Below are 25693 nucleotides of genomic sequence, written 5' to 3'. Positions count from 1 at the left end.
TTCGGTCAACGGTCGGCGAATGTCTGGCGTGCTTTGGCGCGCCGGGCCAATCCGACCTTGATGGCCACGAGCATGGGCGCAGCGATGACGAAGAGCAGCGCCACGGCATTAAAAGCCGTGTCGAAGGCGATCACGATGGACTGCCCGGCAACGGTCCGGCCGAGAAGCGCCATCGCGGCCCGGCTGGCGGGAACGGCTTCCATGCCTCGCGCCGCCAGCATGGCGGTCGTTGCGGCCAGTCGTTCGATGACGGCCTGACCTCCCGCATTGACGCTCGCGCCCAGGACCGCGACATTTGCAGCGACGTTGTGGTCGATAAGCGTCTGAAGCCCGGCAACGCCAACAAGGCCGCCGAGCTGGCGACCGGTGTTGAACAGCCCGATCCCGGAGGCGAGGTTTCGTTTGTCGAGATTGGTAAAGGCAATCAGCGTGATCGACAGGAACAGGAAACCGAGGCCAAGGCCGCGAAAGAGGATCGCGGCCATCATGTCGGCGGCACCGCTTTCACTCGTCGAACCGGACAGCATCCACATGGCCAGCATGATCAGCAGGATACCGAAGGGAACGGTTGCGAATGGAGGAAGCCGACGGACCTGCATGAGGAAGGCAGCCAGGATGAGGGCCCCGACGAAGAGAGCGCCGCTTGGCAGGAGCAGCAGGCCGGCATCGGTCGGCGTGAAGGCCAGAACGGATACGGCGAAGGACGGGATCAGCAACGCGCTGCCAAAAAGTGCCGCGCCGGCGACGAAACTGACGATGAAGGCGAAGGCGAAGTCGTCGGATCTGAACAGGGTAAAGTCGAGGAGACCGGTGCCCTTGCGCAGCACCTGCTGCCCGAGAAACAGGAACAGCGAAGCCATCCCTGCAACCGAGAGCCAAAGGATGCGCGGCTCTTCGAACCAGTCCCAGCGGCTTCCCTGGCTGAAGACATAGCTGAAGCAGAAAAGCGCGACCGAAACCAGTGACAGCCCAACCCAGTCAAGGGGACGGTGCCTCGTCGTGGCGGGCGCCGGATCATCGACCATCAAGAGAAGTCCGGCGGCGCCGAGAGACAGAACAACATTGCAGTAGAAGATCCAGGTCCAGGACTGGCTGTCGAGCAGCCACCCCTGAAACGCGGGGGCGAGCGTAGCGGGTGCGACCACCGCGCCCATGGCAAAAAGCGCCTGAAGGATTGGCTGAAGGGCGCTCCGAAAGGCAAAGAAGATGGTGGTCTGCCCCGCAACGAGAAGGACGCCGCCGGCAAGCCCCTGAATGACCCGCAGCGCAATCAGGAGATTGAGCGACGTCGTCGCGCACGCCATTCCGGATGCGATCCCCATGATGAGCGTCGATCCGATGATGAGACTGAGCGGCCGGATGCGGTTCAGCATCGAAGCGGCGACCATGAAGCCGATGAGCTTGAAGGCGGTGTAGCCGACGTCGAGCCAGGCGAATTCGTCGGGCGTGGCATAGATGTCGCCGATGATGTCGCCGCGGCCGAGCGAAAGAACGGTGCTGGCAATCGCCTCTGTCAACGCCGCGAGCACGATGCCGGCGACAAGCAACATGCCTGATGCAGACGCCTCGCGATTTACCGTGGCGGGCAGGTGCGTGGTCATGACCCTCTCCCGAGATCCACGTCGACCCTTGCGGACAGTCCGGGCACGAGACGTCCAGTCAAGGGGCTGCGGGCAAATCGGATCTTGACCGGCACCCGCTGGACGACGCGAACGAAGTTGCCGGTTGCATTGTCCGACGGCAGCAGGCTGAAGGCTGAACCGCTCCCGGGCGCAAAGCTGTTAACCGTGCCTTCAAGGACTTGCCCCGGATACCCGTCGATCCTGATCCGCACGCGCTGACCCGGCTGGATGTGCTCGAGTTGCGTTTCCTTGAAATTGGCGACAACCCACACGTCGTCGACCGGAACGATGTCGAGCAGGGAAGTGCCGGGGACGACGAAACGGCCGACACGAACCTGACGGTTGCCGATGACCCCACCAACCGGGGCACGCACGACCGTGCTTTCAAGGTCGATCTGGGAAAGGTCGCGCGCAGCTTCGGCCTGGGCCACGGCTGCGACGGCGGCCTCACGCTGTGCCGCAAGGACGGCAATGCGTTGCTTCTGCGCTTCGATCGTTGCTGAGGCCGCAGATACGCCTGCCTGCGTTTTCGACCGCGCCGCATCACTTTCGTCGACATGCGCCTGACTGATGGTATTGCTGCGGATCAGTTCGCGCCGGCGTTCATATGCCTTGGCGGCGAGATTCATCTCTGCGACGGCCGACAGCTTCTGGGCTTCGGCCTGGCGAATAAGGGCGTGCTGAAGCTCTGTCTCGGCATCGACATTGACGAGCCGGGCCTTGGCAGCTTCGACATTGGCTGCAGCCTGCGCGAAACGAGCCCGATAGTCCCTGTCATCGATCCGGAAAAGCACATCGCCCGCCCGAACACTCTGATTGTCCTGAACCTCGACGGCTACGACATAGCCGGCGATCTTCGGCGCCAATGACGTCACGTCCCCACGAACATAAGCGTTGTCCGTCGACACTTGGTCGCCTGGACGGGCCCACGCCCAGCCGCCGGCGATGGCCACCGCAGCGCTAAGGCATAGGAGCATGCCAATCTTCTTTCGTTTGCTGGATCGCTTTTCGGCGGCGCCGCTCGAGGCGCTTCCCGTGGCGGTGGCAATCCTGTCCTCGATCGTGTCCATTGTCTTGGTTCCCGTTGATTTTCGTCGGCTGCGGCGCCACGGCAGGGAGAATGTCAGAGCCTCCGCCACCTTGCGGATATTGATGCTTGCGACTTCAGACCCCGGCCTGTGTGCCGACCCAATCCTCGAAGCGGATTGCGCCGAGCCGCGGGTTATTGCCGGGGGTCAGCGATCGGTCATCGAGCAACGCGCCGAAATAGCGGGCGTGAACGTCGGGAACGACCTTTCGCCCATCCTTTGTCGCCCGCAGAAATTGCCTGACGACCTCATCGAGCGGCATGGCTTCCGGTCCGGCGACTTCGATCGTGCCGTTGACCGGCGCTGCGAGCGCGATATCGGCAAGCGCCGCGGCAACGTCGTCGGAAGCGATGGGCTGGAACAATGCAGGGGAAAGCCGAACCTCGCCGTCGACGGTCGCCGACTGCGCAATACCGCCGACGAATTCGAAAAACTGTGTGGCCCGCAGGATGGTGTAAGGAATACCGGATGCCTTGATGAGGTCTTCCTGCGCGACCTTCGCCCGAAAATAGCCGTTGTCAGGCAACCGTTCGCTGCCGACGATCGACAGCGCGACGTGGTGACGAACGCCGGCCGCGGCCTCTGCGGCCAAAAGGTTGCGCCCCGACGTCTCGAAGAATTCGAGAACAACCTTGTCGTCCCAAGCCGGAGCGTTGGCGACATCGACGACGACATCCGCCCGATCCATCGCCGCAGCCAGACCTTCACGCGTGATCGTGTTGACGCCAGTATTTGGTGCGGCCGCGAGCACGTCGTGTCCGCGCTCGCGCAGGCTCTTTACAAGTTTCGATCCGATAAGGCCGGTGCCTCCGATGACGACGATCTTCATGGGTTCACTCTGCTTTTCTCGACCGCACCATTGCTGTCGATCTGGGCTGAGAGTGCCCCTATGCTCAAGGGAAGTCCTTGGGCCTGTCTTGAATTACCCTTGTGGATAGCTTGATTGTCCGTCCAAGCGATTGTGTGATCGTGGCGGGATGTTCTAACGACGCAATGACGTGTTGGTTATACGCGGATGGCAATCGCCAGCCGGGGAAGTCGTCCAGGAGACCTCAAGGTGCAATTCAAGTTCGCAGATTATCTGCTCGATCCGGAACGCCGGGAATTGACGCTCAGCGGGCAGGTTGTCGCCGTCGGTCCGCAGGTCTTCGACCTGTTGGTGCATCTCATCGAAAATCGAGAAAGAGTCGTCGGCAAGGATGATCTGCTGCTCGCCGTCTGGGGCGGTCGGATCGTGTCGGAATCGACGATCACCAGCCACATAAACGCAGTTCGCAAGGCGATCGGCGACAACGGCGAAGACCAGCATCTGGTGCGCACCATCCCCCGCAAAGGCTTCCGCTTCGTCGGCGATGTCAACCTTGTCGACGTTGGAAACGAGGCCCCTGCGCGAGGTTTGAGCGTCGCCGATCACAATAATGGAGAGGCACGCGTGCCGGCGCCGGCGCTCCCCTTGCCCGAAAAACCCTCGATAACCGTCTTGCCTTTTCAGAACCTCAGCGGCGATCCGGAGCAGGAGTATTTTACGGACGGGGTGGTGGAGGACATCATCACCGCACTCTCGCGCATTCGGTGGCTGTTCGTCATCGCACGCAATTCGAGCTTCACCTACAAGGACCGGACCGTGGAGGCGGCCGAGGTCGGTCGCGAACTTGGCGTGCGTTACGTACTGGAAGGGAGCGTGCGCAAATCGGGAAACAAGGTCCGCATCACCGGCCAGCTCGTCGACGCGACGACCGGAGCGCATCTCTGGGCCGAGCGCTTCGAAGGCACGTTCGACGACATCTTCGAGCTGCAGGATGGGATAGCCGAAAGCGTCGTCGGCGCGATCGCGCCGCAACTCGAACGGATCGAGATCGAACGCGCCAAGCGCAAGCCGACCGAAAGCCTCGACGCCTACGACTACTATCTTCGCGGCATGGCAAAACTGCACAGCGGCACCCGAGAGGCGCTCGAGGCGGCACTACCTCTCTTTTACAAGTCGATTGCGCTCGACGATGAATTCGCCGCAGCCTATGGCGGCGCCGCCTGGTGCTTCTTCTGGCGCAAGCTCAACGGCTGGATGGTCGACCGCACGGCAGAGATCGCGGAAGGCACACGACTGGCGCGGCTCGCGGTCGAGCTTGGCCGGGACGACGCCGTGGCGCTCACGAGAGGCGGGCATGCGCTCGGCCATCTCGCCGACGATCTCGACGCCGGCATCGCTTTGATCGACAGGGCCCGGCTGCTCAATCCGAATTTCGCACTCGCGTGGTTTTTGGGCGGTGTGCTGCGCGTCTTTCGGGGAGAGACGGAGAGCGCGATCAAGGATCTGACCCATGCCGTTCGCCTGAGCCCACTCGATCCGGAGATGTTCCGAATGCAGACGGGAACGGCGATCGCCCATTTCTTTTCCGGAAATTACGACGATGCGGTGGTCTGGGCCGAGAAGGCACTTGCGAACCTGCCGAGCCTGCTGGCCGCGGTCGCACTTGCCGCAGCCAGCCATGCGCTTGCCGGTCGTCCCGACGAGGCAAGGCGGTACATGGAGCGCCTGCGGCAGCTTGATCCGGCCTTGTGCATATCCAATCTCCGCGATTGGCTGCCGATCCATCGACCAGACGATTTCAAGCGGTTTGCCGAGGGATTGCGGCTTGCAGGCTTGCCGGAGTGACCATGGCCGCTCGCGGCGCGCAATGGACGAGCGCGCGCCGTGCAATTGTCCAGCGCCTGGACCACCACAGGCTCTGGGGCGTGGGTTCGGCACGGCAACTGTGACGGGTCGCTAGCGTGCACGCATTCGCCGCTCTACGATATTCATCTGGAGTTCGTGGCAGGACGCCTGTCGCCCAAGGAGCAAAAGCAGTCTCCGCTCTTCGGCTTCGCAGATGCCCGCGCGCCGGCAGTATTCCGATACGTCCAGCAGTGGCTGCGCACCGGACAGGGCGATCAATTTAACCTCTTTGGCTGTCATGGAGTGCAATCCGCCTGCGGGTGCGCCAATCATCGCGTTCGCGATGTCTCGGGCCGAGCAACGGCCGCCTGCGCATACCGGACCTAGCCTAGGCAATTGACTGGACCGCTGAAACTATACGCAGGTTTGGGGAGACCCACTCCACCCACCGCTGACCGGGGCAAAGCGCGCGCGTGGCGCGCTGATTGAGGCGCATGGACTCGCTTCACGGGCCCGGGTGCGGGCAGCGGCCCATACTCAGGTGTAGCTCGACCGCCCAGAAACTCGAACCTAGACTTCGCGACGTAACCTTGACCCACATATTTCAACCACGACGACAGGAGCACATCATGTCGAATGCTCAAACGAGTTCCCGAAAGATTATCCTGCAGGAAAGACCCGCACCGGATGAGCTGGTTCCTTCACGCTATGCGGTACGGGTTGGGGACATCGACGTCTTGATCATTAGCGATGGCATCTTGACCCCGCCGGCCGAGTCGATGGCCACCAATGCCGACCCCGAGGTGCGAGGCGCCTGGCTGGACGAGAGGTTTCTTTCAAAGGTTGCCTTCGATTGGGCGCTGAACGCCGTTGTCGTACGCAGCGGCGACCAGACGATCCTCATCGACAGCGGTCTGGGCGAGGAGTATCCCGATTTCCCGCGGGCCGGACAGTTTGTCCATCGATTGGAGGCCGCCGGCGTTGATCTCGCGGCCGTGACCGACGTGGTGCTGACGCACATGCACTTTGATCATGTCGGCGGGCTCCTCGTCGAAGGCGTCAAGGAACGGATGCGCCCGGATCTTCGCGTCCATGTGTGCGCCGCCGAGACCAAGTTCTGGCAGGCGCCCGACTTCTCGCTTACCGCCATGCCACCGGCGCTCGCGGATCTCGCGCGCAAAGCGTCCCTTGAGTTTCTGAATGCGTATCGCAGCCATCTGCGGACTTTTGACCAGCAGGCGCAAGTGGCGCCGGGAGTGGTGGTCACCCGTACCGGTGGTCACACCCCCGGGCACAGCGTGGTGCGCATTTCGTCCGGCGACGAGCGGCTGATGTTCGGCGGCGACGCCCTGTTCCCCGTCTCCTTCGACCACCCCGAGTGGCACAACGGCTTCGAACACGATCCCGACGAAGCGACCCGCGTTCGACTGCGGCTCATGAAAGAACTTGCAGAGACCGGTTCCTGGCTGGTTTCCACACACATGCCGTTCCCATCGGTCGGCCGTGTAGCGACCGCCGGCGACCTTTACCGCTGGGTTCCGGCCTGGTGGGACTACTGACGGAAGGCTTCCGTTGGGAACGAACCGGACGACTGCTCTAATTCGAACAACCGGTCGATTGCTGCTCACGGCGCGCCGTGAGGCATCAATCGGCCGTTGGTTGGATTGCAAGGTCGGCACAAGACCACGGTCCCCCCTGAACGGGCCTTCGCGTCGATGGCTGCAATAGCAGCAAGGAGATCAAACTTGCCGCATAGCGTACTCGATAATCCCGAAAATTGCCGCTTCGAACTCTCCATCGACGCGGATGCGATTGCAGCCGCCTACTATCGCATGGAGGCAGACGTGCTGGTGCTGATCCACACGGAGGTGCCGTTCGAATTCTCCAGAGCAGGATTTGCCACGAAGCGGGCGAACGGCGTCTTTGCCATCTTGCGCGAGCGGCAACAGAAGGTCGCGCCCCGATGCGTGTTCATGGCCAACTATGCCGTTCATCATCCGGAATACAGTGACCTGATCTGCTGATCGCCAAGCAGATCAGGCCGGACCGCAAACACCGGCGTATTGGGCAAAACATCTCGGGGTTCGCACTCTCACCGAGCCTGCCCCTCCTGGAACGCTCGTATGCCTCTCTCGCGGTCACATCAGAGCGTATGTTGAAGGCCATGGGACTAGAGCTGAAAACTGAAGCGCGCGATCAGATTTTGCACTGGCTCGCGACCGGGATCCGCGACGAGCCCTTGGCAGAGAAGGTTTTTGTCGAGCTCTGCGGTCGGCTCGTGCGCTGCGGCGTCGCGCTGAGCAGAGCAACGCTTCATCTGCGCGTGCACCATCCGCAATGGCTGGGTACGCGCATGACCTGGGTGCGCGGACAATCGACCGCCAACATCCAGACCATCGCTTATGACGTCGAGGCAACCGTCGCCTTCCTTCGCAGCCCCTTTCAACTGGCGATCGTCAGCGGGCTGCGGGTTCGGCAGAATTTGCAGATCGTCGGTCCACATCATTTTGCGGTCTACGAAGAACTGAAGCACGCCGGCCACACGGACTACGCCGCGTGGCCTCTCGATCATACGCAGGGCCGCCGCCACCTCCTCACCTTTGCGACGGACCGGCATGGTGGCTTTTGCGCAGAGGAACTGGAACTGTTCGACGCGCTTTTGCCCTGGCTGTCCCTCGTCACCGAAATCCGCGTCAAGAGCCAGCTGGCTCGCACGTTACTGGACACCTATGTCGGTTCACATGCCTCTGCAGAAGTGTTGCGTGGCGCAACCAGACGAGGGACGGGCGCCACGATCAATGCAGCAATTCTCGTCTGTGATCTGAGGGACTTCACCCATCTCTCCGACCGATTGCCGCGTGACGAGCTGATCGAAATCTTGAACGGCTTCTTCGACGCTGTCGGAGAGCCGATCGAACAGCATGGCGGAGAAATCCTGAAGTTCATCGGAGACGGTCTGCTTGCCGTTTTTCCCATGGACCGGCCGCAGGCCTGCATGCACCTCATCGCGGCGGTCCAGGAGGGGTATCAGGCGGCATCCCGGCTTTGGCCGCAGGACGACCGAATACGCTTCGGCATGGGCGTCCACCTCGGCAAGGTCAATTATGGCAACATCGGTTCAAGACACCGTCTCGACTTCACCGTGATCGGGTCAGCCGTCAACAGGGCCTTCAAGCTCGAGGCGCTGACCAAACGCCTGCGCCGTCCCGTCCTTCTTTCGGGAGAATTCGTGGACGCGGCAGCCTGCCACGAGCAGACCGAACACCTCGGGCGACACGTGCTCGAGGGCATAGCAACTGCCGTTGAGGTCCATGCCCTGCGACTTTAAAGTCCCGAGACATCGCGTTGACGTTCAGGCCCTTGAACGGCCGCGAATGGTCGCCGAAACCAAGGTATACCTTTCCCGCCATGCGCCAGCTGCTAGCGTCTTCACGTCGCATGCCGGCCGTTACTCCCGGAGAAACAGGGTCCCGCAGGGCGTCGAAACGGTCCTCCGTTAACGACGGCGCCCACCGCAGGACCGCGCTTCGAGAGCTGAGGATCGCGGCCCGAAACCACCATTTGATGCGGCACGACCAGCACAGAAAGGAATGGCCATGACAGCCGAACAACCCGGTCACGGATACGTAACGACAGAAGACTCGACCAGGATTTTTTACAAGGATTGGGGTCCGCGCGACGCGCAGCCGATCGTGTTTCATCACGGCTGGCCATTGAGCGGAGATGACTGGGATAACCAGATGCTCTTCTTCCTCGCAAAAGGCTATCGCGTCATTGCCCATGACCGTCGTGGCCACGGGCGATCGGAGCAGGTGAGCGGTGGCCATGACATGGATCACTACGCCTCCGACGTGGCCTCTCTCGTGCGGCAATTGGATCTGCGCAACGCGATCCATATCGGGCATTCGACGGGCGGAGGCGAAGCGACCCGGTACGTCGCCCGTCACGGCAAGGGGCGTGTGGCCAAGCTCGTCCTGATCGGCGCCGTGCCACCGCTTATGCTGAAGACGCCGAACAATCCCGAGGGGCTTCCGATCGAGGCGCTCGACGGCTATCGCGAGGCCCTTGCGGCCAACAGGGCGCAGCTCTATCACGACATCGCAAACGGCCCTTTTTACGGCTTCAACCGGCCAGGCGCCACGCCGTCCGCAGCGGTCAGCCACAATTGGTGGCGACAGGGGATGATGGGAGCCGCCAACGCCCATTACCTTGGCGTCAAGGCCTTCTCGGAGACCGACTTTACCGAAGACCTGAAGATGATCGATGTGCCGGCGCTGGTGCTGCATGGCGATGACGACCAGGTTGTTCCGCTCGCGATTTCCGCCCCCCGTTCAGCTCAGCTCCTGAAGAACTCCACCCTCAAGATTTACAAGGGCTTCCCTCACGGCATGGCGACCACACACGCGGACGTCATCAACCAGGACATCCTCAGCTTCATCACCAAGTAGCGTGTCAAAGGGCGCCTCAGGCGCCCTTTTTCCACTAGACGGTGGGGGTTCGTCACACTCAGAAGTGCCCGCAAATCCGCCGCCGGCCGCCGGGAGCATTTTTTCCGGCGAACTGCTCCTCGATGCCAAGTGCATTTGGATAGCCAAACTTCAGTTACTTTCGGCAAGGCCGGCCCGGCCGTATGGGTAGAGCGACGTCATGAGAGGTCTAACCGACCGGACTTTGAAACGGAAATGAGCTTCGAGCGGTTGAGGCCACCGCCCGCCCGGAAGGAATGGAGGATTTCATGTGTTCCCCGATCAAACGGACCGCAAACTTCGGTGTGCCATGGGAAAAAGCCTACGGCTATTCCCAGGCCGTGCAGGTTAAAGGCATCATCTATGTCTCCGGACAGCTAAGCCACGACAGGGCCGGCAACCTCGTGGCCCCGGCAAGGCTGGACCCAGCCGGAAGACCAGTCGATTTTTCGAGCATGGAAGAGCAGATGCGGCAGACCTACGCCAATGCCGTCACTGTCCTTGCCGAATTCGGCGCTTCACTCGACGACGTGGTCGAAGAGACACTCTACGTACTCGATGTGGACGCCGCGTTTGCGGCCGCTGGCAGGGTCCGCAAGGAAATGTATGGAGCGGAGATTCCGGAGTGTGCGAGCAACCTGATTGGTGTTTCCCGCCTGGCATTTCCCGAACAGCTGATCGAGGTCACCTTTCGGGCGATCGCACCGTGTGTTTCGCTTTGTAGCGTCTGACTGCAAACCATCGAGTGCTGACGGAACATACGGAACGGTCTTCGAACCCGCGGGAGGGCAAACCTTCGTTTTATAGCCAGCAAAACCACGTCGGATAAAATGGGCGGATGTTGGTTCTTGACGATCAAGGGAGCTAAGCGATGCCCGAACGTTCAAACCCCATCGAAACCGCCACCGACGTCAACGTGGTCCACATCATCGACGACGATGAGAGAATTCGCTCGGCGCTGCTTGAACTCTTTGGTTCTTCCGGAATACCGGCCGAAGCGTTCGTCGACACTGCGGATTTCGACGAAAGGGGCGATCCAGAGGCCGTAGGGTGCCTGTTGCTCGATGTGAAACTGCCAGGCATGAGCGGTATCGAGTATCAAAGGAAACTGTCGGATGCAGGCTTCGAACTTCCAATCGTTTTCATGACCGGCGATGGAGACGTCCCGACGAGCGTCACCGCCATGAAGGCGGGAGCCGTCGATTTCCTGTTGAAACCCTTCGAGGTGGACGACCTACTTTGTGCGGTCGCCGCAGCCATGGAGGAAGGAAAAAAGCAGCGGGATATGGCTCTAAGGAGAAAGCATGCCCGCCAGTGCGCGGCCAGTCTCACCCCACGTGAGAGGCAGGTCATGAAGCTCGTCACCGAAGGTCTCATGAACAAACAGGCGGCATACGAACTGGGAATCAGCGAAATCATGGTCAAGCTTCATCGCGCAAGCGCTATGAAGAAGATGCAGGCCCGGACCTTCAGCGACCTCGTAAGGAAGTCGGAACTGCTGCAGTGAGGTCTTGGCGGGAGCTAAAAGACGGAAATGATCGACCACGCCTCTTTTCCGGCCGCCCTGGTTAGGATGGATGCATCGCCTGTCCTGAACGACAACCGGCTTCGCGCCGCGAACGGCCCGCTAAACGAATGTATAGTGATGCGGATGCGTGAAAGACCGTAAGCTTTCATCATCATCCTTCGCCGGCACCTTCTTTAGGAGGTGATGATCTAAGTGTCGCAGCCCCCTCCCCGCGGCACGACTGCCAAAGGCCGGCACACCTAGGGGCCGTTTGCCCATGGGCAGGCGGCCTCCCTTTCCCTGGCAAGGGTCGTCACCTGCGGAATTATGTAGCAAATACCACCAACCGAAAACGATGAGGCGTTGTCAGCTTTGCGCCAGGAGCGGTCATCCGGCTTTTAGACAAGGTTATTGACAGATCAGTCAATAACAGCTACTACCCTTTCCCATGGCAAGACCAAGAGAGTTTGACCGCGACACGGCTTTAGACAAGGCCTTACGGCTGTTCTGGGCGAAGGGATTTGCAGCGACGTCAACCGACGATTTGCGCGAGGCGATGGGCATCGGCAGGCAAAGTCTATACGGCGCATTCGGCGACAAGCATACCCTATATATCGAGGCGCTCGACACATATCAGCGGCGAACCAACTCGGGCCACCTCAAGAGGCTCGGCGAGCCGACCTCGCCACTGAAAGGCATCGAGGACCTGCTCACTGGCCTGGTGTCTGATGACGATTGCGAGCGCGCCCTTGGTTGTATGGGCGTCGGTTCCGTTGGCGAGTTCGGCATTACGGATGAAGAACTGAATTTGCGCCGAGAGAAGGCGAGCGCCCTGCTTGGTCGACGTATCGTCGAACGGATCGAGGAAGGCCAACGGTTGGGAGAGGTCGATCCCGGGCTTGACCCGGTAGAGGCGTCGGCATTCGTTCAGATGGTGATGGCGGGACTTCAAGTGGCAGCACGCAGCGGTGCTGCGGCTTCAGACCTCAGGTCGATGGGGCGCTTCGCGATCCACAGACTGAAACCGTAAGTTTGCCTCTTCAAACGAAGAGGCTTTCTTTTGCCCAATAATGGACTAATCAGTCAATAAAGGAGAATGGCATGACGATCAATCAGCGTAAAACCGCACTCGTCTTCGGTGGTTCACGTGGTATCGGCGGGGCAGCCGTCGAACAACTGGTGAAGGACGGCTTCGACACGGCCTTCACCTACGTGTCGCGTCCGGACAGTGCCAATGCACTGGTCGCGAACATTGGGTCCATCGGCGGTCGAGCTATCGCCATCCAAGCCGACAGCGGTGACCCCGAGGCTATTCGCGCGGCCGTGGCAAAGACTGTGGACCTCCTTGGACCAATTGATGCTGTGGTGGTCAATGCAGGCATATTGCGTATCAACACCGTTGAATCTGTAAGCCTGGAAGAACTGGACATGATGCTCAACATCAACGTTCGGGGTGTCTATCTGTCGATACAGGCCGCCGTGCCATATCTTAAGGATGGCGGCCGCGTCATCACGATCGGCTCCAATGTGGCCATCAGCACTGGCTCGCCTGGAGCGAGTGTCTACCAGCTCACCAAGGCCGCCGTCGCGGCCATGGTCAAAGGCCTTGCGCTCGATCTTGCGCCTCGGCGAATCACGGTTAACAACATCCAGCCAGGCCCAACAGAAACCGACATGAATGCCGGCGCTATCGAAATGCTGTCGGCCCGGAGCCCGTTAAAGCGCGTCGCCGCTCCAGAAGAGATAGCAGGCGTGGTGTCATATCTCGCCAGCCAAGCTTCATCCTACATGACCGGATCAAGCCTGACGATCGACGGTGGACTGACGCTCTAGGTCGGCGCGACGCATCCCTGTGCGGGACCCCGACACTGTTGGCCGCGGTTCCGCACGCTGAACTCCTGTGTTCGTGGAAAGCAAGCTCCAGTCTCAAGCGATTATCGCCGGATGTCCGCTTCGGGCCTAAAAGCGGCCATTGGTGGCAGTTGCTCCATAACTCCGGATTCCTGCAGGCCTGTGAGTTGCTCAATTCCGTCGTAGCTGTTCTGTCTTTCGCACGAGATCTGCCAGCGAACGGCTCTGCATCTTGCGCATGACGCTCATCCGATGGAGCTTCACGGTCATTTCGCTGATGCCGAACTGGTAGGCGACCTGCTTGTTCATCAGGCCACTCACGACTGCAAACATCACTTCCTGCTCGCGAGGAGAAAGAGTATCTGCCAGCGCCCGGATCCGGTCGCGTTCCGCCTCGACCTTGCGGCGCTCGGCGTCGAGCTTAATGGCACGCTCCACCGCCTCAAGCAGATCGTGATCGGCGAACGGCTTGGTGATGAAGTCCATGGCGCCAGCCTTCATCGCCTTTACGCTGGTCGGGACATCTGCATGCCCCGTCAGAAAGATCACCGGCAGGCGACTACCAGCAAGAGAAAGATGCTCCTGGAGGTCCAGACCCGTGCCCCCTGGCATGTTGAAATCAAGAACAAGGCAACCGGGCGCCCGGATGTCTGCCGTCTCCAAAAACTCAGGCCCGTTCGAGAACGCAGTCACTCGTTTTTGGGTCACCATGAACAAATCGAGCAGCGCCTCCCTCATGGCCTCGTCGTCGTCGACGACGTAGACGATCGGTTCCGCAGGCTCTTCCGTCTTGGTTTGAGCGTGTTGCATCAGATTGGCCTCTGTTTCGTCCCGCATGCATCATTGACGATCACGACGAGCGGGCGTTCGCTTTGACGGTGCGCGTGCGAAACGACCGTCGGCTCGAGCGGCATCTCAAGTTTCATCGTTTCCCTCTACGTCCCGGTCACCCAATGCGGCGGCCAGCGTGGCCAGCAGAACCTGCGCGTCGAAGGGTTTTCTGAAGCAGCTCGTCCGGTCGCGCACACTCAACTGATCGGCGATCTCGTGCCGGCCGGTCATCAGGAAAACAGGAAGGTCCGGCTCTTTCGTCTTGACCAGGTCCCTCAGTTCGAACCCGTCCATTCCCGGCATCCCTATGTCCGTAATGAGCGCATCCAGACCCGGGAGCCCAGCGGAAAGCAGCGATCGGCCAGACGAGAAGCTGCGAGCCGAGTAACCGGCCGACTCCAACAGATCCTCCAGGGACTCCAGCAATCTCGGATCGTCGTCAACGATCGCGACGACCTGCCGATGCGGCAAAGCCATCGATTTCACGCCTGTCTTGCGGGCATGGGTAACAGGTATCTTCAAACGTTCGGCGATGCGCACGAGGTCGGCAAACGAGCCTGCCTTCATCTTCTGCATCACATTTCGCCGGTGGATCTGCAGGGTCACCTCGCTGATGCCGAGTTCCGCAGCCGCCTGCTTGTTGAGCAGGCCGCTTATGACCAGCGGCAGCACCTCCCGTTCGCGCGGTGTCAGGTCAAGATAGCGTCGCTTCAGCTTTCCGAACTCGGCCCGCTCGGCCCGTCTTTTCTCGTCCTCGGCAATGGCCGCATGAATGGCGGCCATCAAATCCGCGTCGGTAAACGGTTTGGTCAGGAAATCGACCGCACCATCCTTTATGGCCCGCACCGACGAACGAATGTCTCCGTGACCGGTTATGAACACGATCGGCGGATGCTCCCCTTTGGCTATTTCGCTTTGAAGATCCAGCCCGTTGATGTCCGGCAACTCGATATCCAGAAGCAGGCAGGCGGGCCCATCCGGCTTTTGCGAATTGACATAGTCTCCGGCCGAACCGAAGGCGATCGCCTGGATGCCGTGTGAGGCCAAGAGCTCGCACAGTGCCTCGCGGATCCGATTGTCGTCATCGACGACGAAGACTGTGTATTCCTCGTTCGTCATGCCGCTGCTTCCACTTCGATCGGCAAGGTAAACGTGAAGGTTGCGCCATTGGTTTCATTGTTTTGCACCCACAACCGCCCCCCGTGCGACTCGATGATCGAACGACAAATTGCCAGGCCCATCCCCATTCCGTTCACTTTCGTCGTAAAGAAGGATTCGAATATTCGTTCCGGAAACTCGACCCCCGTGCCAATGTCGCTGACCTCCGTCGCGACGAAATCCCCCACGCGACGGACCTGGACCCGAACGACGCGGTCGCGGACCACAGCCTCCATCGCATCCATGCCGTTGCGAATGAGGTTCACCAGAACCTGTTGAATATGCACCTGGTCCACCGCAACATAGGGAAGGGTTTTCTCGATATCGACGTCGACCCGAACGCGACGGCGAATAGCCTCCTCCGCGATGAGATGAACAGCTTCGGCGATTGCGCTCACGAGATCGCTATCGCTCTGCGGCTCGACACGCTGCTTGAACAGGGCGCGGATGCGGCTTACGACTTCCGCGGCGGCGTTGGCGTCACGGATAATGCGTTCGGCAGTTATCTTTGCCCGCTCGAGATTGGGTGGGTCGGCCAGCAACCAACGGTGACAGGCATTGGAATTGGCCACGATCGCTGCCAATGGTTGGTTCACCTCGTGGGCGATTGACGCCGAAAGCTCGGCCAGGCTCGCCGACTGACTGGCTCTGGAAAGTCTCTCTTGCGCAAGGCGCAATTCGTTCTCAGCCTGAACCTCGCCATCGATATCAAGGCAAATCACGTTCCATTGGACGATCGCACCCTCCAGATTGCGCATGGCGGCCGCTCTGGTCTCGACCCACCGATAAGCGCCGTCAAACCTGCGTAGGCGATGCTTGCGCGCGTAGGGTTCGCCGGTGGCCAGGGAATGGGCATACCTCTCCTTCACGCCTGCGACATCGTCGGGATGTACCCCGGCATCAAGCGTTGCGTCCAGCCGGGACTTCCCCGTTCCGTCCAGGTCTTCAAGACTATACCCGAGAAACTCCCGCAACTGTTGGCTGCGATAGACGGGCTCGCCGTTTGGTGCTGAGCAGTCGATCATCGCCGGCAACGTCTCAACCAGTTGCCACAATGACCGCTCCCGTTCACGCAGCGCATCTTCCACGCGCAATTGGTCGTCGATATCATGTGACAGCCCGTACCATTGCACGATTTGCCCGCTATCGTCGCGTAAGGGTTCTGCATTGCTTTCAACCCACCGATAGACGCCATCCGACCGGCGCAGGCGAAACCGCTTTGAGAAGTTCTCACCGGTGGCGACAGACCGGCTCAATGCCTCCTCGAGGCCTGAAGCATCGTCCGGGTGCACGGAGGCTCTGAAGGCGGACGCCAGGCGGCCCGGGTCTCGTTGTTCGGAATTGGCAGCGTCGAGACCTAGAAAGCACATCAGCCGCTTGTTGAAAAACGTTGGCTCACCCTGACGGTTCAGGCGCCAAAGCAGACTGGGAACGATGTCGACAAGCTGCAGAAGTTCCCTTTCGCGGTCGCGCAACGCGTTCTGCGCACGCATCTCGTCATCGATGTCGATCGAGATCGCATACCAGTTTACGATCGCCCCTTCCCCGTCGATCAGCGGCACCGCGCGTCCGTCAACCCAACGATAGACGCCGTCCGAGCGGCGCAAACGGTACTTCATTCCGTAGGATTCGCCGGTCGCAACAGAATGGCGGACCGCTTCCAGGAGGCGCGCGGAATCGTCCGGATGCACGAGCATTTCCATCGCCGTCGCCAGCCGGCTGCCAGCCGGTGTTTCCAACTGCGCAAGATCTTTCCACCCATAAAAATCAAGCAGGCGCTTGTTGAAAAAGGTCGGTTCGCCGTTGGGGCCTAGTCGGCGAATGTGAACCGGGACCATGTCAACAAGCTGCGAGAGTTCCAGCTCTCGGCCACGCAACGCCTCGACGGTCTTCTTGTAAACATCGATGTCGAGCGCGATGCCGAACCAACCCAGGATACGGCCTCGAGCGTCGCGGGCGGCCCGGGCGGCAGTTCTGGCCCAGACATAACTTCCCGATACGCGGCGGAAGCGAAACTCGACGTTGAAGTCATCCCCCGTTTCCAGGCAACGATTCCATACCGCTGCGGTCCGCTCGTAATCGTCCGGATGCAGCAATTGCTTCCAGGCCGTGTGACCTTGGTCAACGGAAATGTTCAGTTGCTCCGGCGTGACGCCGAGCGAGTTCTGCGCGAATGGATGCAGGTAAATCCAGCGTCCGCGCGCATCGAACGCCCAGCCATTGCCAAATATGCTCTCGACAGCTCTCGCAGACCGTAGTGGTTCTGGTTCGCCAGCGCTATCGGATGCCGCAACCATGCGAGGCTCGCGATCCGTCACCAACTCATCGATATCGACGCTGACGCTGTATCCGGGCTCGGCGCGGGTTTCCGTCCACCGATACTTGCCGTCGGGCTGGCGCCGTCTGTGCCTCGTGACTTGCGGAACGCCCGTCCAGAATGCACGCGCAGCTGCATGCGCCGCTGCAGTTCGGTCGTCGGGGTGAATTCCGCTCAATGAGCTTGGCAATTCCTGTACGGCCGCCTCCGTCGTATCGACAAAGCGAGCCGCGGCGGCGGACGTTTCGATGTCGATGATCGCACCGTACCAGCCAACGATATCATCCTCACCCTCACGCAAGGGCTGAGCAGATGATCGGCTCCAACCGTAAGCGCCGCTTGCGCGCAGAGTTCGGTGTTCGATGTTGAAGTGCTGTCCGGTTTCAAGGCACCAGCGCCAGAGCGCCATTGACCGCTCGTAATCATCCGGATGGATCATTCGTCGCCATCCCAGCGGACCACCGTCCGACTGGGAGCTGAACTCCTCGAGCGTCAAGGCCAACCGCGACAGCACCGCAGGGCTGACGCAAACGATCTGGCCGGCCGAATTCGCCGCCCAGGCGTTTCCGACCACGCTTTCGATGATCCGCACCGCCTGCATTGTCTCCAGCCCGATTTCGTCAGGTGAATCGAACGCCTTCGTCATTGCCTTCTCCTGCAGGACGAGGAAAGCCACTATCAGCGCTCTGCATAGCAGTTGTTCTCGAGATTCGGACTGCGCAAACTGTCCGCCCATCCTATTCTCGCCGCGTCCCGCCCGCATCCTATGGAAATCTATGACAACTGTGCGGTCTATTCTAAGCTGTACTTGAGCATAGGCGAAGAGGAGCATCCGGCCTCGCCTGGCAGCACGTCTTCTCATAGACTTCCATAGGCTGTGGCATGGCCGTGATTGCGATAGGGTTAGAGGAATGGCTGGTTCGCCCCGCCAGACTTCGATTACAGTGCCTTGGTGGGCCCCACGGTGCCCAGGCTTTCTCTGTCCGATCGGAGCAGCCGATGGAATCAGCTTCTAGAGCAATTGGCGACAGCCATCCAGAGACGGTCGATCATCCGGTGCAAGGGCTCGATCGAACGTCGCTGGGGCCTGCGGGAAGCGCGTTGCGGCGCGCGCCCACCGAACGACCGTCCCTCGAGCGAGCTTCCCACTGGCGGCGGTTCCGATCAAGCCGACCGCAGCTTTTGCATCTCGTCGCGTTCTTCGCCGCTTACGTTCTGGGCTGCGGATTTGCGAATGTCCTCGCCATCGTCCCGGGCATCACCGTCTCGATCTGGCCTCCCGGCGGCGTGTTCATGGCGACACTCATCCTCACGTCTCCCCACAGCTGGCCATGGTGGATAATCAGCGGCTGCCTTGCCGAGATGTTTGCCCAGCTCGTGTGGTTTCACAGCCCGCTTCCTGCAGGTTTCTTGATCTTCGCCGGCAATGCACTCTGCGCTTCCGCCGGAGCGATGCTGCTCAGCAGCGCCACTGGCCGTCCCATCCGGCTGGAAACCCTTCAACAAGTCCTCGCTTTCGTTGTTTTGGGTGCGGGAGTAGCGCCCCTCGCAAGCGCGACCGTCGGGAGTGCAACCCTTGCCTGGTTCGGCGTGAAGTCCCAGACATTCGCATCAGTGTGGCCACTATTCTGGATCGGAGATGCAACGGGCATCCTGCTGGTGGCGCCCCTGGTACTGGTCCTCGTGCGCTCCTGGCGCGGAGAAACCGGCCTGTCCGTGGCACACTGGACGGAGGCTGCCGTTCTCTGTTTCATCTTCCTCGGCGTTGCTGCGCTTTCCTTAAGCGCTCGCTTCTTTCCCTCGCCCTACATCATTTTGCCGTTTCTGCTTTGGGCGGCCGCACGTTTCGAATTTCGAGGCGCTGCCGTCGCCTTGACGCTCCTGACACTGATTACGATGGCGCTCACGATATCCGGAGACAGCCAGTTTATCGGTGACGCCGGATCGCAAAGGCAACAGCAGGTCATGCTGCAGCTCTTCCTCGTGATTTCCGCATTCTCGGCGCTTGTCGTCGCAGCCATTTCCAGGCAGCACCAACTGGCGTTGCTCACCGCCCGTCAAAGTGAACTGCGGCTGCAACGCTTGACCGACGCCGTTCCGGCTCTCATCTGGAGCGCCACGCCTGACGGAACGCCGAGCTACCTCAACAAGTGGGCCACCGACACGACCGGGTTGGCGTTGACGGATCTGATTGCAGCCAATGGCAAGCGGTCCTTGACGGACATTCACCCGGATGACCGTATTGCCACCGACGAAGCGCTGAAACGCGCGTTCGAAGCGGGCACGACCTTTGAAGGAAGGTACCGTCAGCGGCGGGCAATCGGTCCCCATCGATGGGTCGAGAGCCGGGCGGCGCCCTTGCGTGACGAAGCCGGAACGATTCTGCAGTGGTACGGCGTTTCCGTCGACATCGAAGACGCAGTGAGCGCTCAGGCTGCACTGCGCGAACGGGAGCAGGAGCTGCTGCAGCTTGTCAACATGGTTCCAAGCCACGTCTGGCGCTTGACGCCGGATGGCGAGCCCACCTTCTTCAACAAGCGCATGGTCGACTTTCTCGGCCTGGACATTTGTGACACGGACAAGCCGGGAAAAACCCGGCTTGCAGCCATGGTCGAAGCCTCCGTACATCCCGCCGAGGCAGGCGCGTTCGTCGATCTGCTTCGCCATTGCCTCGAAACCGGCGAAGCCTTTGCCATGCGATATCGCCTGCGCCGGGCCGACGGCGTCTTTCGCTGGATGTCGAGCCGAGCAGAGCCAATGCGGGATCACTCCGGGAATATCGTCCAATGGTACGGCATGTGCCATGACATCGATGATCTGACGCACGCCGAGGACGCATTGCGCCGCAGTCAGAGTCAGCTTCAACGGATGATCGACGCAGTGCCGGTCCGCATTTGGAGCGCGACGCCATCGACCGGCTCGGTCTACTTCAACAAACAGTTCAGGGACCGCTTCCGCTCGGTTGTCGCAAGCTTCGAGGCGCACGGAGAGCAGAGTATCGAAAGTCTGCTTCAGAAGCTGATCCATCCCGACGACGCCGCAGCGGTCGGAGACATGCTGCAAAGATGTTTCAAGACCGGTAGCGGCGCAACGTTGCGATTTCGTTGGCTTGAAATTGAAAGCGGATATCGCTGGGTGGAATGCCGGGTCGAACCTCGCCGCAATCAGGAAGGAGAGATCGAGGAATGGTATGGCGTTTCGCTCGATATCGACGATCAGATGCGTGCTCAAAACGCATTGTACGATCGCGAGCGCGAGTTGTCCCTGCTCGTCGATATGGTACCGGCCTTCATAGCCCGGCAGACCGCCGGCGGTGAACTCAGCTTTCTGAACAAGCGGTTGGTAGACTTCCTCGGATTCGATGCCATCGACGTGGACAAGCCGGGAACGACCCGCGCGGGCGCGATGATGCGTTCTGTCGTCCATCCGGACGATATCGCATCCGTACGGGAGAACGCCACGCACGGCTTCTCCACCGGTGAACCCTTCTCAAACAGATATCGCATGCTGCGCGCCGACGGGGCGTACCGATGGGTCGACGGACGCTGCGAGCCACTGCGCGATCAAAACGGGACGATCGTGCAGTGGTATGCCGTTGCCATTGATGTCGACGATGAAGTGCGTGTCCAACAACAGCTCTTCGATCGGGAGCGCGAACTCTCGCAACTGGTCGACATGGTGCCGAGCCCACTCTGGCGGTTAAACTCGGATGGGGACCCGGTCTTCTTCAGCAAGAGCCTGATCGAGTTCCTCGGACATGACGTGAAGGACTATCGGGGATCGGGCAGCGTTCTCCCCGCTGCGATTACAGCCGCGCTTCACCCGGACGACGCAGCGAAGATGGATGCCACGCTGAGAGAGGCCTTTGCCACCGGCGAAAACTTCTCCTTGACCTACCGGCTGCGCCGTTGCGACGGCGTCTATCGCTGGATGTCGGGCCGCGGCGCTCCCTTGCGGGACGCCAACGGCCAGATCCTGCAATGGTTCGGCATTTGTCACGACATCGACGATCAGCTCCGCGTCGAACAGGTCTTGCGTGAACGCGAGCGCTCGCTTCGTCAACTCATTGAAACCTTGCCTGCGATGGTCGAATGCACCGACCCGAACGGTGATCCTGTCTACCGCAGCGAACAGCTTCGCGAGTATCTGGGATACAAGTTGGAAGCGCCCGATGGATCGGGAGAAGCACGACCGTCAGGCCCGCTTGGTGCTGCCGTCCATCCCGACGATATGCCTCAGGTCCATGAGAACTGCGGCCATGCCTTGTCCACCGGTACGCCGTATGCGCAGAAGCATCGACTTCGCCGGTCGGACGGAGAGTATCGCTGGGTGGAGACCCGGGCAGCGCCCATGAGGGACGCCGATGGACTGATCGCACAATGGAACGTCATTTGCATCGACATCGACAGCGAAGTTCGGGCCCAGGAGGATCTGCGGGCTGCGCGCGATGGTCTTGCGCGTGCGTCTCAGGCCGCCAGCCTCGCCGAGCTTTCCGCCTCGATCGCCCATGAGGTGAACCAGCCGTTGGCAGCGATCGTGACAAATTCCCATGCATGCCAACGCTGGCTTTCTGCTGAGCCGCCAAACCTTGCGCGAGCGCAAAGGACGGTAGAACGCATCACGCGCGACGCAAATGCTGCCGCAGACGTCGTGAGCCGCATCCGCGCGTTGTTCACGAGATCCGTGGAGCCCGGGATGAGCACAACGGTGGACAGCGTCATTGCCGAAGTGCGCAACCTTTTGGTCGAAGAAGCCATGCGGCGGCGCGTTCGCATCCAGCTTGACGTCGAAAGCGACCTTCCTCCGGTCGCTATCGATCGCGTGCAACTTCAGCAGATACTGGTCAACCTGATCCGAAACGGCATAGAAGCGATGACATCCACGGCGGATCGGCGCATCGTCAGCCTGCATGCGACGCGTATCGAAGACGCAATCCGCATCGCCGTGAGCGATTGCGGCACGGGGGTCCAAAACCTCGACAGAATATTCGAACCTTTCTTCACCACGAAAAACGACGGCATGGGCATGGGATTGGCGATCTGCCGGTCGATCGTCGAGTCCCACAGCGGACGCCTGTGGGCACAAAAGAACGAGCCCCAAGGATCGACGTTTGTTTTCACACTGCCGATTGAATCCAACCTAACGGCATGATGATTGCCGTATAGGACTACCTCCAAACGATCTCAGTCGCGTATGGTGCACGCTATGGTCTTCACCGCCGCCAGCCGATAGCGTTCGCATGCAATTCCAGTAGCGGTAAGGCGTCCGCTGTCCGCACAAGGCCAGTAACTGCCAAAGCGACCGTCTGTCCTGGTCGACACGCCGCCGTGCGCGATGGGCGCATTGATAATGTCGCTAGTCAAAAGGATGAGGTTGCCCGCAGGCTGATTGCCCATCCTCCCCGCTGTCACATCTCCGGTAGACCAGCCTTTCGGAAGCCGTCTGCAAAGTGGTCCCGGACAGATGCATCGCGCAGCGGCTGGGAGCCGAGCCAATGGCCGATCGTGAAATGAGGGTGGGCGATCAGGAACAATTCTGCTTCTCGCCGCGCCTCCTCAAGGTGGCCCAATTGCGCAAGCGTCGCAGCCAGGAATTTGCGTGAGTTGGTACGATACGTGTCTTTCCTGCGCAGTGTAGCCGTTGCCGCCTCATAGTCACGCGCGGCGTATTGCGCCTGCCCAAGATGACAAAGATACCAGCAGGCTGGATAGGGATTGAGCCGCAGAGCTTTTTCGATCTGTGCCAGTCCGTCGGTAACCCTGCCGTCCAGCACGGACATGTCCGACATGGCGGCCCAGGTGTCGGCGTGGTTGGGGTCTAGCTCCAGGGCCTTGGCGAAGGCGGCTTCTGATTCCTCCCATCGCCGCTCATAAGCTAAAATAGTCCCCAGAACGTAACGGCAGCCGGCATCGTTGGGATCCAGGTCGACGGCCTTCTGCGCGAACGTCACCGCCATCTGACGGTTAGGATCTTCGGGCTCGCCGAAGTGAGTCCAGGCCAGCCAACGATTATAGGCGAGCAGACCGAGCGCCTCGGCATATGATGGCTCCAGCTCAACCGCGCGCTGGAGCAACACATAAGCCTCACGCGCAGTTTGCGGCGACTCTTCCGTCAGCAGGCGGGCGCGCACACACAGATCGTACGCCTCAAAATTCTTCGGCCGATTGCGCTGCGTCGGGATGGTCAGTCGGCCGATGAGGGCTTCAACAATCTTGGCGTTAACTTCATCCTGTAGTTCGAAAACATCTTCCACCGTCCTGTCAAACCGGTCGGCCCACAAGTGCTGGCCGCCGATCGCGTCGATCAATTGTGCATTGATGCGGACACGGCCCATGGCGCGTCTGGCGCTCCCCTCGAGGACGTAGCGGACGCCGAGATCCTGAGCGACGAGCCGTACGTCGACTGGCTTGCCCTTGTAGCCGTAGACGGAATTGCGCGCGATGACGAACAGGCCGGCTGTACGGGAAAGGTCGGTGATCAGGTCTTCGGTCAAGCCGTCGACGAAAGGCGCGTCCGCTTCATCCCCACTCGTATTCGTGAACGGCAATACAGCGATCGAGGGACATTCGGGCAGCGGCAATATCCTCTGCAGCGCATCCGGCCAATGCCACACGTGGACCGGGCGAGCCAGATTCTTTAGGTAGCGTTCGCCTGCATCAAAGAAGCGGTCGCCGATCTTGCCGACGATCTCGCCGTGAACTTTGGCTGAAATGCAGATACCTCCCGGTGCGGCCAGCGTCTCTAGGCGCGCCGCGACATTGACACCGTCGCCCAAGACGTCTGAACCGTCGTCGATGACATCTCCCAGGTTGACCCCTACACGCAAAAGCAGGCGCCGGTCTGCGGAAGCTTCAACAAGAGTGGTGGCCCGTTGCATTTCCAAAGCTGCTGCGACCGCGTCCACTGCGCTACCGAATTCGATTAAGAATCCGTCGCCCATGACCTTGAAGATGCGACCCTTGTAACGCACCGCAGCCGGCTCGATAACGCCAGAACGGAGTTTCCTAAGGTCCGCCAGCGTTGCGACTTCATCAGCCTCCATCAGGCGTGAATATCCCACCACATCGGCAACCACGATGGCGGCAAGGCGACGCTGAAGAGATTGATCCGTCATGTTGAGGACAAGCCTAACGACCGAGCTCGTAAGGTATTGTTCAACCGCGAGTGAGTCAACAAGTCGCAAGAGGTAATGCCAGGCGACCTCCGCCTCCATCGAGGATTGAGCGACTTTATCGGCGCCCTTTGTCTTCGGCTGGGAGACCTACATCCAGTCGAGCCGCAGGCGCGCGTGTGCGATATCGGCCACGACCGAGACCGCGAGTGAACGTGCATCCCTCGCCTTGTCGAAAAGGCCGATCGGCGCCTTGATGCGAGAAAGCAGACGCTCATCTCCCCTGTAATCACGCAGGAGCTGGCAGCGTTTCGCATGGGTCCGGCGGCTGCCAAGGGCGCCGATGTAAAATGCATTCGACGTCAGCGCTGCATCAAGCAGCGGCAACTCGCGATCAACATCGTGGAAGAGGAGCGCGACGGCGGTGTCGCCGTCTAGTTCGTCAGGCAAAGGCACTTGCCCGCGCTCGAGCACGACTGTCTCGTAGCCGGCCGCAACAGCAACGCGGGCAACCGCATCGATCTCGAGCGGAGTGCCGGCGAGGATGACCCGCGGCCTCGGCCGGTAGGCGCGCACAAAACTCTCGCCGTACCAGCCGCTTGCCTCGCTGCCGTGCTGCAGCGAAAGGGCGCGCTTGCCAGGATGATAGCGTAGACCCACCGGCGAGCGACGTTGGAGGGTGGAAAGCGCCTGGCGCAAGATGGCCGCGTCCGCCAATACATGGATCGCAAGGGTAATGCCGCCGCCACAGGGCAGGACAATATCAAAAAACGGGGACCCTTCGCCAAGTCGAAGCGTGCGATCAAGGCCTTTTCCAAGAGCGGTGATGGTTTCGGCGGCCACGGCCGCTTCGGTGCAACCACCGGAGACGAAACCGCAATAGAGACCGTCACTGCGCACGACCATTTGCGCGCCGAGGGCGCGCGCAGCGCCGCCACGAATTTCGACGAGCGTGATGAGGGCCGTTGACTGCCCCTCTTCGAGCGATCGAGCGGCGAAAGACAGTACTTCGATTGCATCGTCCGACAGGAAGGCAGCGCGCGGTTCTGGCGAAAGCGTTTCCGGATCGGCGGCGATGCGGATCGTCAT

General features: G+C 60.7%; 17 protein-coding genes and 2 pseudogenes. 10 read left to right on the top strand and 9 right to left on the bottom strand.

Annotated features, from left to right (window positions below):
• Positions 1-5 precede the first annotated feature (5 nt).
• The 3 genes from FA04_RS29825 to FA04_RS29815 all read right to left on the bottom strand — a co-directional run bounded on the left by FA04_RS29825 (position 6) and on the right by FA04_RS29815 (position 3539).
• Positions 6-1601 (bottom strand): MFS transporter, encoded by a 1596-nt coding sequence (locus tag FA04_RS29825; RefSeq protein ID WP_034791806.1) that lies wholly within the window; start codon positions 1599-1601, stop codon positions 6-8.
• Entirely contained in the window at positions 1598-2692 is a 1095-nt protein-coding gene (locus FA04_RS29820; RefSeq protein WP_034791804.1) for an HlyD family secretion protein, read from the bottom strand. Before FA04_RS29820 ends, FA04_RS29825 begins: the two co-directional genes overlap by 4 nt.
• A gap of 94 nt (positions 2693-2786) precedes the next feature.
• Positions 2787-3539 (bottom strand): SDR family oxidoreductase, encoded by a 753-nt coding sequence (locus tag FA04_RS29815; protein WP_034791802.1) that lies wholly within the window; start codon positions 3537-3539, stop codon positions 2787-2789.
• Positions 3540-3767: 228 nt separating this feature from the next.
• Between FA04_RS29815 and FA04_RS29810 the strand changes: the two genes are divergently transcribed.
• The 9 genes from FA04_RS29810 to FA04_RS29765 all read left to right on the top strand — a co-directional run bounded on the left by FA04_RS29810 (position 3768) and on the right by FA04_RS29765 (position 13169).
• Complete coding sequence (locus FA04_RS29810) at positions 3768-5363, top strand: winged helix-turn-helix domain-containing tetratricopeptide repeat protein (RefSeq protein WP_034791800.1); 1596 nt, start codon at positions 3768-3770, stop codon at positions 5361-5363.
• A 629-nt stretch (positions 5364-5992) separates the two neighbouring features.
• Positions 5993-6922, top strand: coding sequence for an MBL fold metallo-hydrolase (locus FA04_RS29800; RefSeq protein ID WP_051659230.1), 930 nt, complete (start codon positions 5993-5995; stop codon positions 6920-6922).
• A 186-nt stretch (positions 6923-7108) separates the two neighbouring features.
• Positions 7109-7387 carry a GNAT family N-acetyltransferase gene (locus tag FA04_RS29795; protein WP_034791799.1) on the top strand — a complete coding sequence of 93 codons (279 nt, stop codon included), beginning with the start codon at positions 7109-7111 and terminating at the stop codon, positions 7385-7387.
• 215 nt (positions 7388-7602) lie between these two features.
• The gene (locus FA04_RS29790) at positions 7603-8691 is read left to right on the top strand and encodes an adenylate/guanylate cyclase domain-containing protein (protein ID WP_234798874.1); all 1089 of its coding nucleotides are present in this window, start codon (positions 7603-7605) and stop codon (positions 8689-8691) included.
• 268 nt (positions 8692-8959) lie between these two features.
• Positions 8960-9811 (top strand): alpha/beta fold hydrolase, encoded by an 852-nt coding sequence (locus FA04_RS29785; RefSeq protein ID WP_034791903.1) that lies wholly within the window; start codon positions 8960-8962, stop codon positions 9809-9811.
• 275 nt (positions 9812-10086) lie between these two features.
• On the top strand, positions 10087-10560 hold the full coding sequence (locus FA04_RS29780; protein ID WP_034791786.1) for a RidA family protein: 474 nt from the start codon (positions 10087-10089) through the stop codon (positions 10558-10560).
• A gap of 140 nt (positions 10561-10700) precedes the next feature.
• Complete coding sequence (locus FA04_RS29775) at positions 10701-11336, top strand: response regulator transcription factor (protein ID WP_034791784.1); 636 nt, start codon at positions 10701-10703, stop codon at positions 11334-11336.
• A 448-nt stretch (positions 11337-11784) separates the two neighbouring features.
• The gene (locus FA04_RS29770) at positions 11785-12366 is read left to right on the top strand and encodes a TetR/AcrR family transcriptional regulator (protein ID WP_034791781.1); all 582 of its coding nucleotides are present in this window, start codon (positions 11785-11787) and stop codon (positions 12364-12366) included.
• 71 nt (positions 12367-12437) lie between these two features.
• Positions 12438-13169 carry an SDR family NAD(P)-dependent oxidoreductase gene (locus tag FA04_RS29765; protein WP_034791779.1) on the top strand — a complete coding sequence of 244 codons (732 nt, stop codon included), beginning with the start codon at positions 12438-12440 and terminating at the stop codon, positions 13167-13169.
• 189 nt (positions 13170-13358) lie between these two features.
• Here FA04_RS29765 and FA04_RS29760 read toward each other — a convergent pair whose 3' ends face one another.
• The 4 genes and pseudogenes from FA04_RS29760 to FA04_RS29750 all read right to left on the bottom strand — a co-directional run bounded on the left by FA04_RS29760 (position 13359) and on the right by FA04_RS29750 (position 18139).
• Positions 13359-13997, bottom strand: a complete 639-nt coding sequence (locus FA04_RS29760) for a response regulator transcription factor (protein WP_034791758.1) — start codon at positions 13995-13997, stop codon at positions 13359-13361.
• A 105-nt stretch (positions 13998-14102) separates the two neighbouring features.
• Positions 14103-14459: pseudogene (locus FA04_RS36125) on the bottom strand (response regulator); the annotation flags it as partial.
• Between the two features lie 45 nt (positions 14460-14504).
• Positions 14505-15137, bottom strand: a pseudogene (locus FA04_RS36120) (response regulator transcription factor); the annotation flags it as partial.
• Complete coding sequence (locus FA04_RS29750) at positions 15134-18139, bottom strand: PAS domain-containing protein (RefSeq protein ID WP_082936643.1); 3006 nt, start codon at positions 18137-18139, stop codon at positions 15134-15136. The pseudogene FA04_RS36120 and the gene FA04_RS29750, both read right to left, overlap by 4 nt.
• Before the next feature lie 353 nt (positions 18140-18492).
• Between FA04_RS29750 and FA04_RS29745 the strand changes: the two genes are divergently transcribed.
• On the top strand, positions 18493-22644 hold the full coding sequence (locus FA04_RS29745; RefSeq protein ID WP_082936607.1) for a PAS domain-containing protein: 4152 nt from the start codon (positions 18493-18495) through the stop codon (positions 22642-22644).
• A 256-nt stretch (positions 22645-22900) separates the two neighbouring features.
• On the opposite strand, the gene FA04_RS29740 is transcribed toward FA04_RS29745, so the two are convergent.
• Together FA04_RS29740 and FA04_RS29735 are read right to left on the bottom strand one after the other, a co-directional pair.
• Complete coding sequence (locus tag FA04_RS29740; RefSeq protein ID WP_034791891.1) at positions 22901-24607, bottom strand: adenylate/guanylate cyclase domain-containing protein; 1707 nt, start codon at positions 24605-24607, stop codon at positions 22901-22903.
• Positions 24608-24754: 147 nt separating this feature from the next.
• Positions 24755-25693 (bottom strand): XdhC family protein, encoded by a 939-nt coding sequence (locus FA04_RS29735; RefSeq protein ID WP_051659227.1) that lies wholly within the window; start codon positions 25691-25693, stop codon positions 24755-24757.

The organism is Ensifer adhaerens, assembly GCF_000697965.2.
Lineage (GTDB): Bacteria > Pseudomonadota > Alphaproteobacteria > Rhizobiales > Rhizobiaceae > Ensifer > Ensifer adhaerens.
The sequence above is the reverse complement of the archived record's forward strand: the minus strand, read 5'-3'. Positions and strand labels throughout refer to the sequence as shown.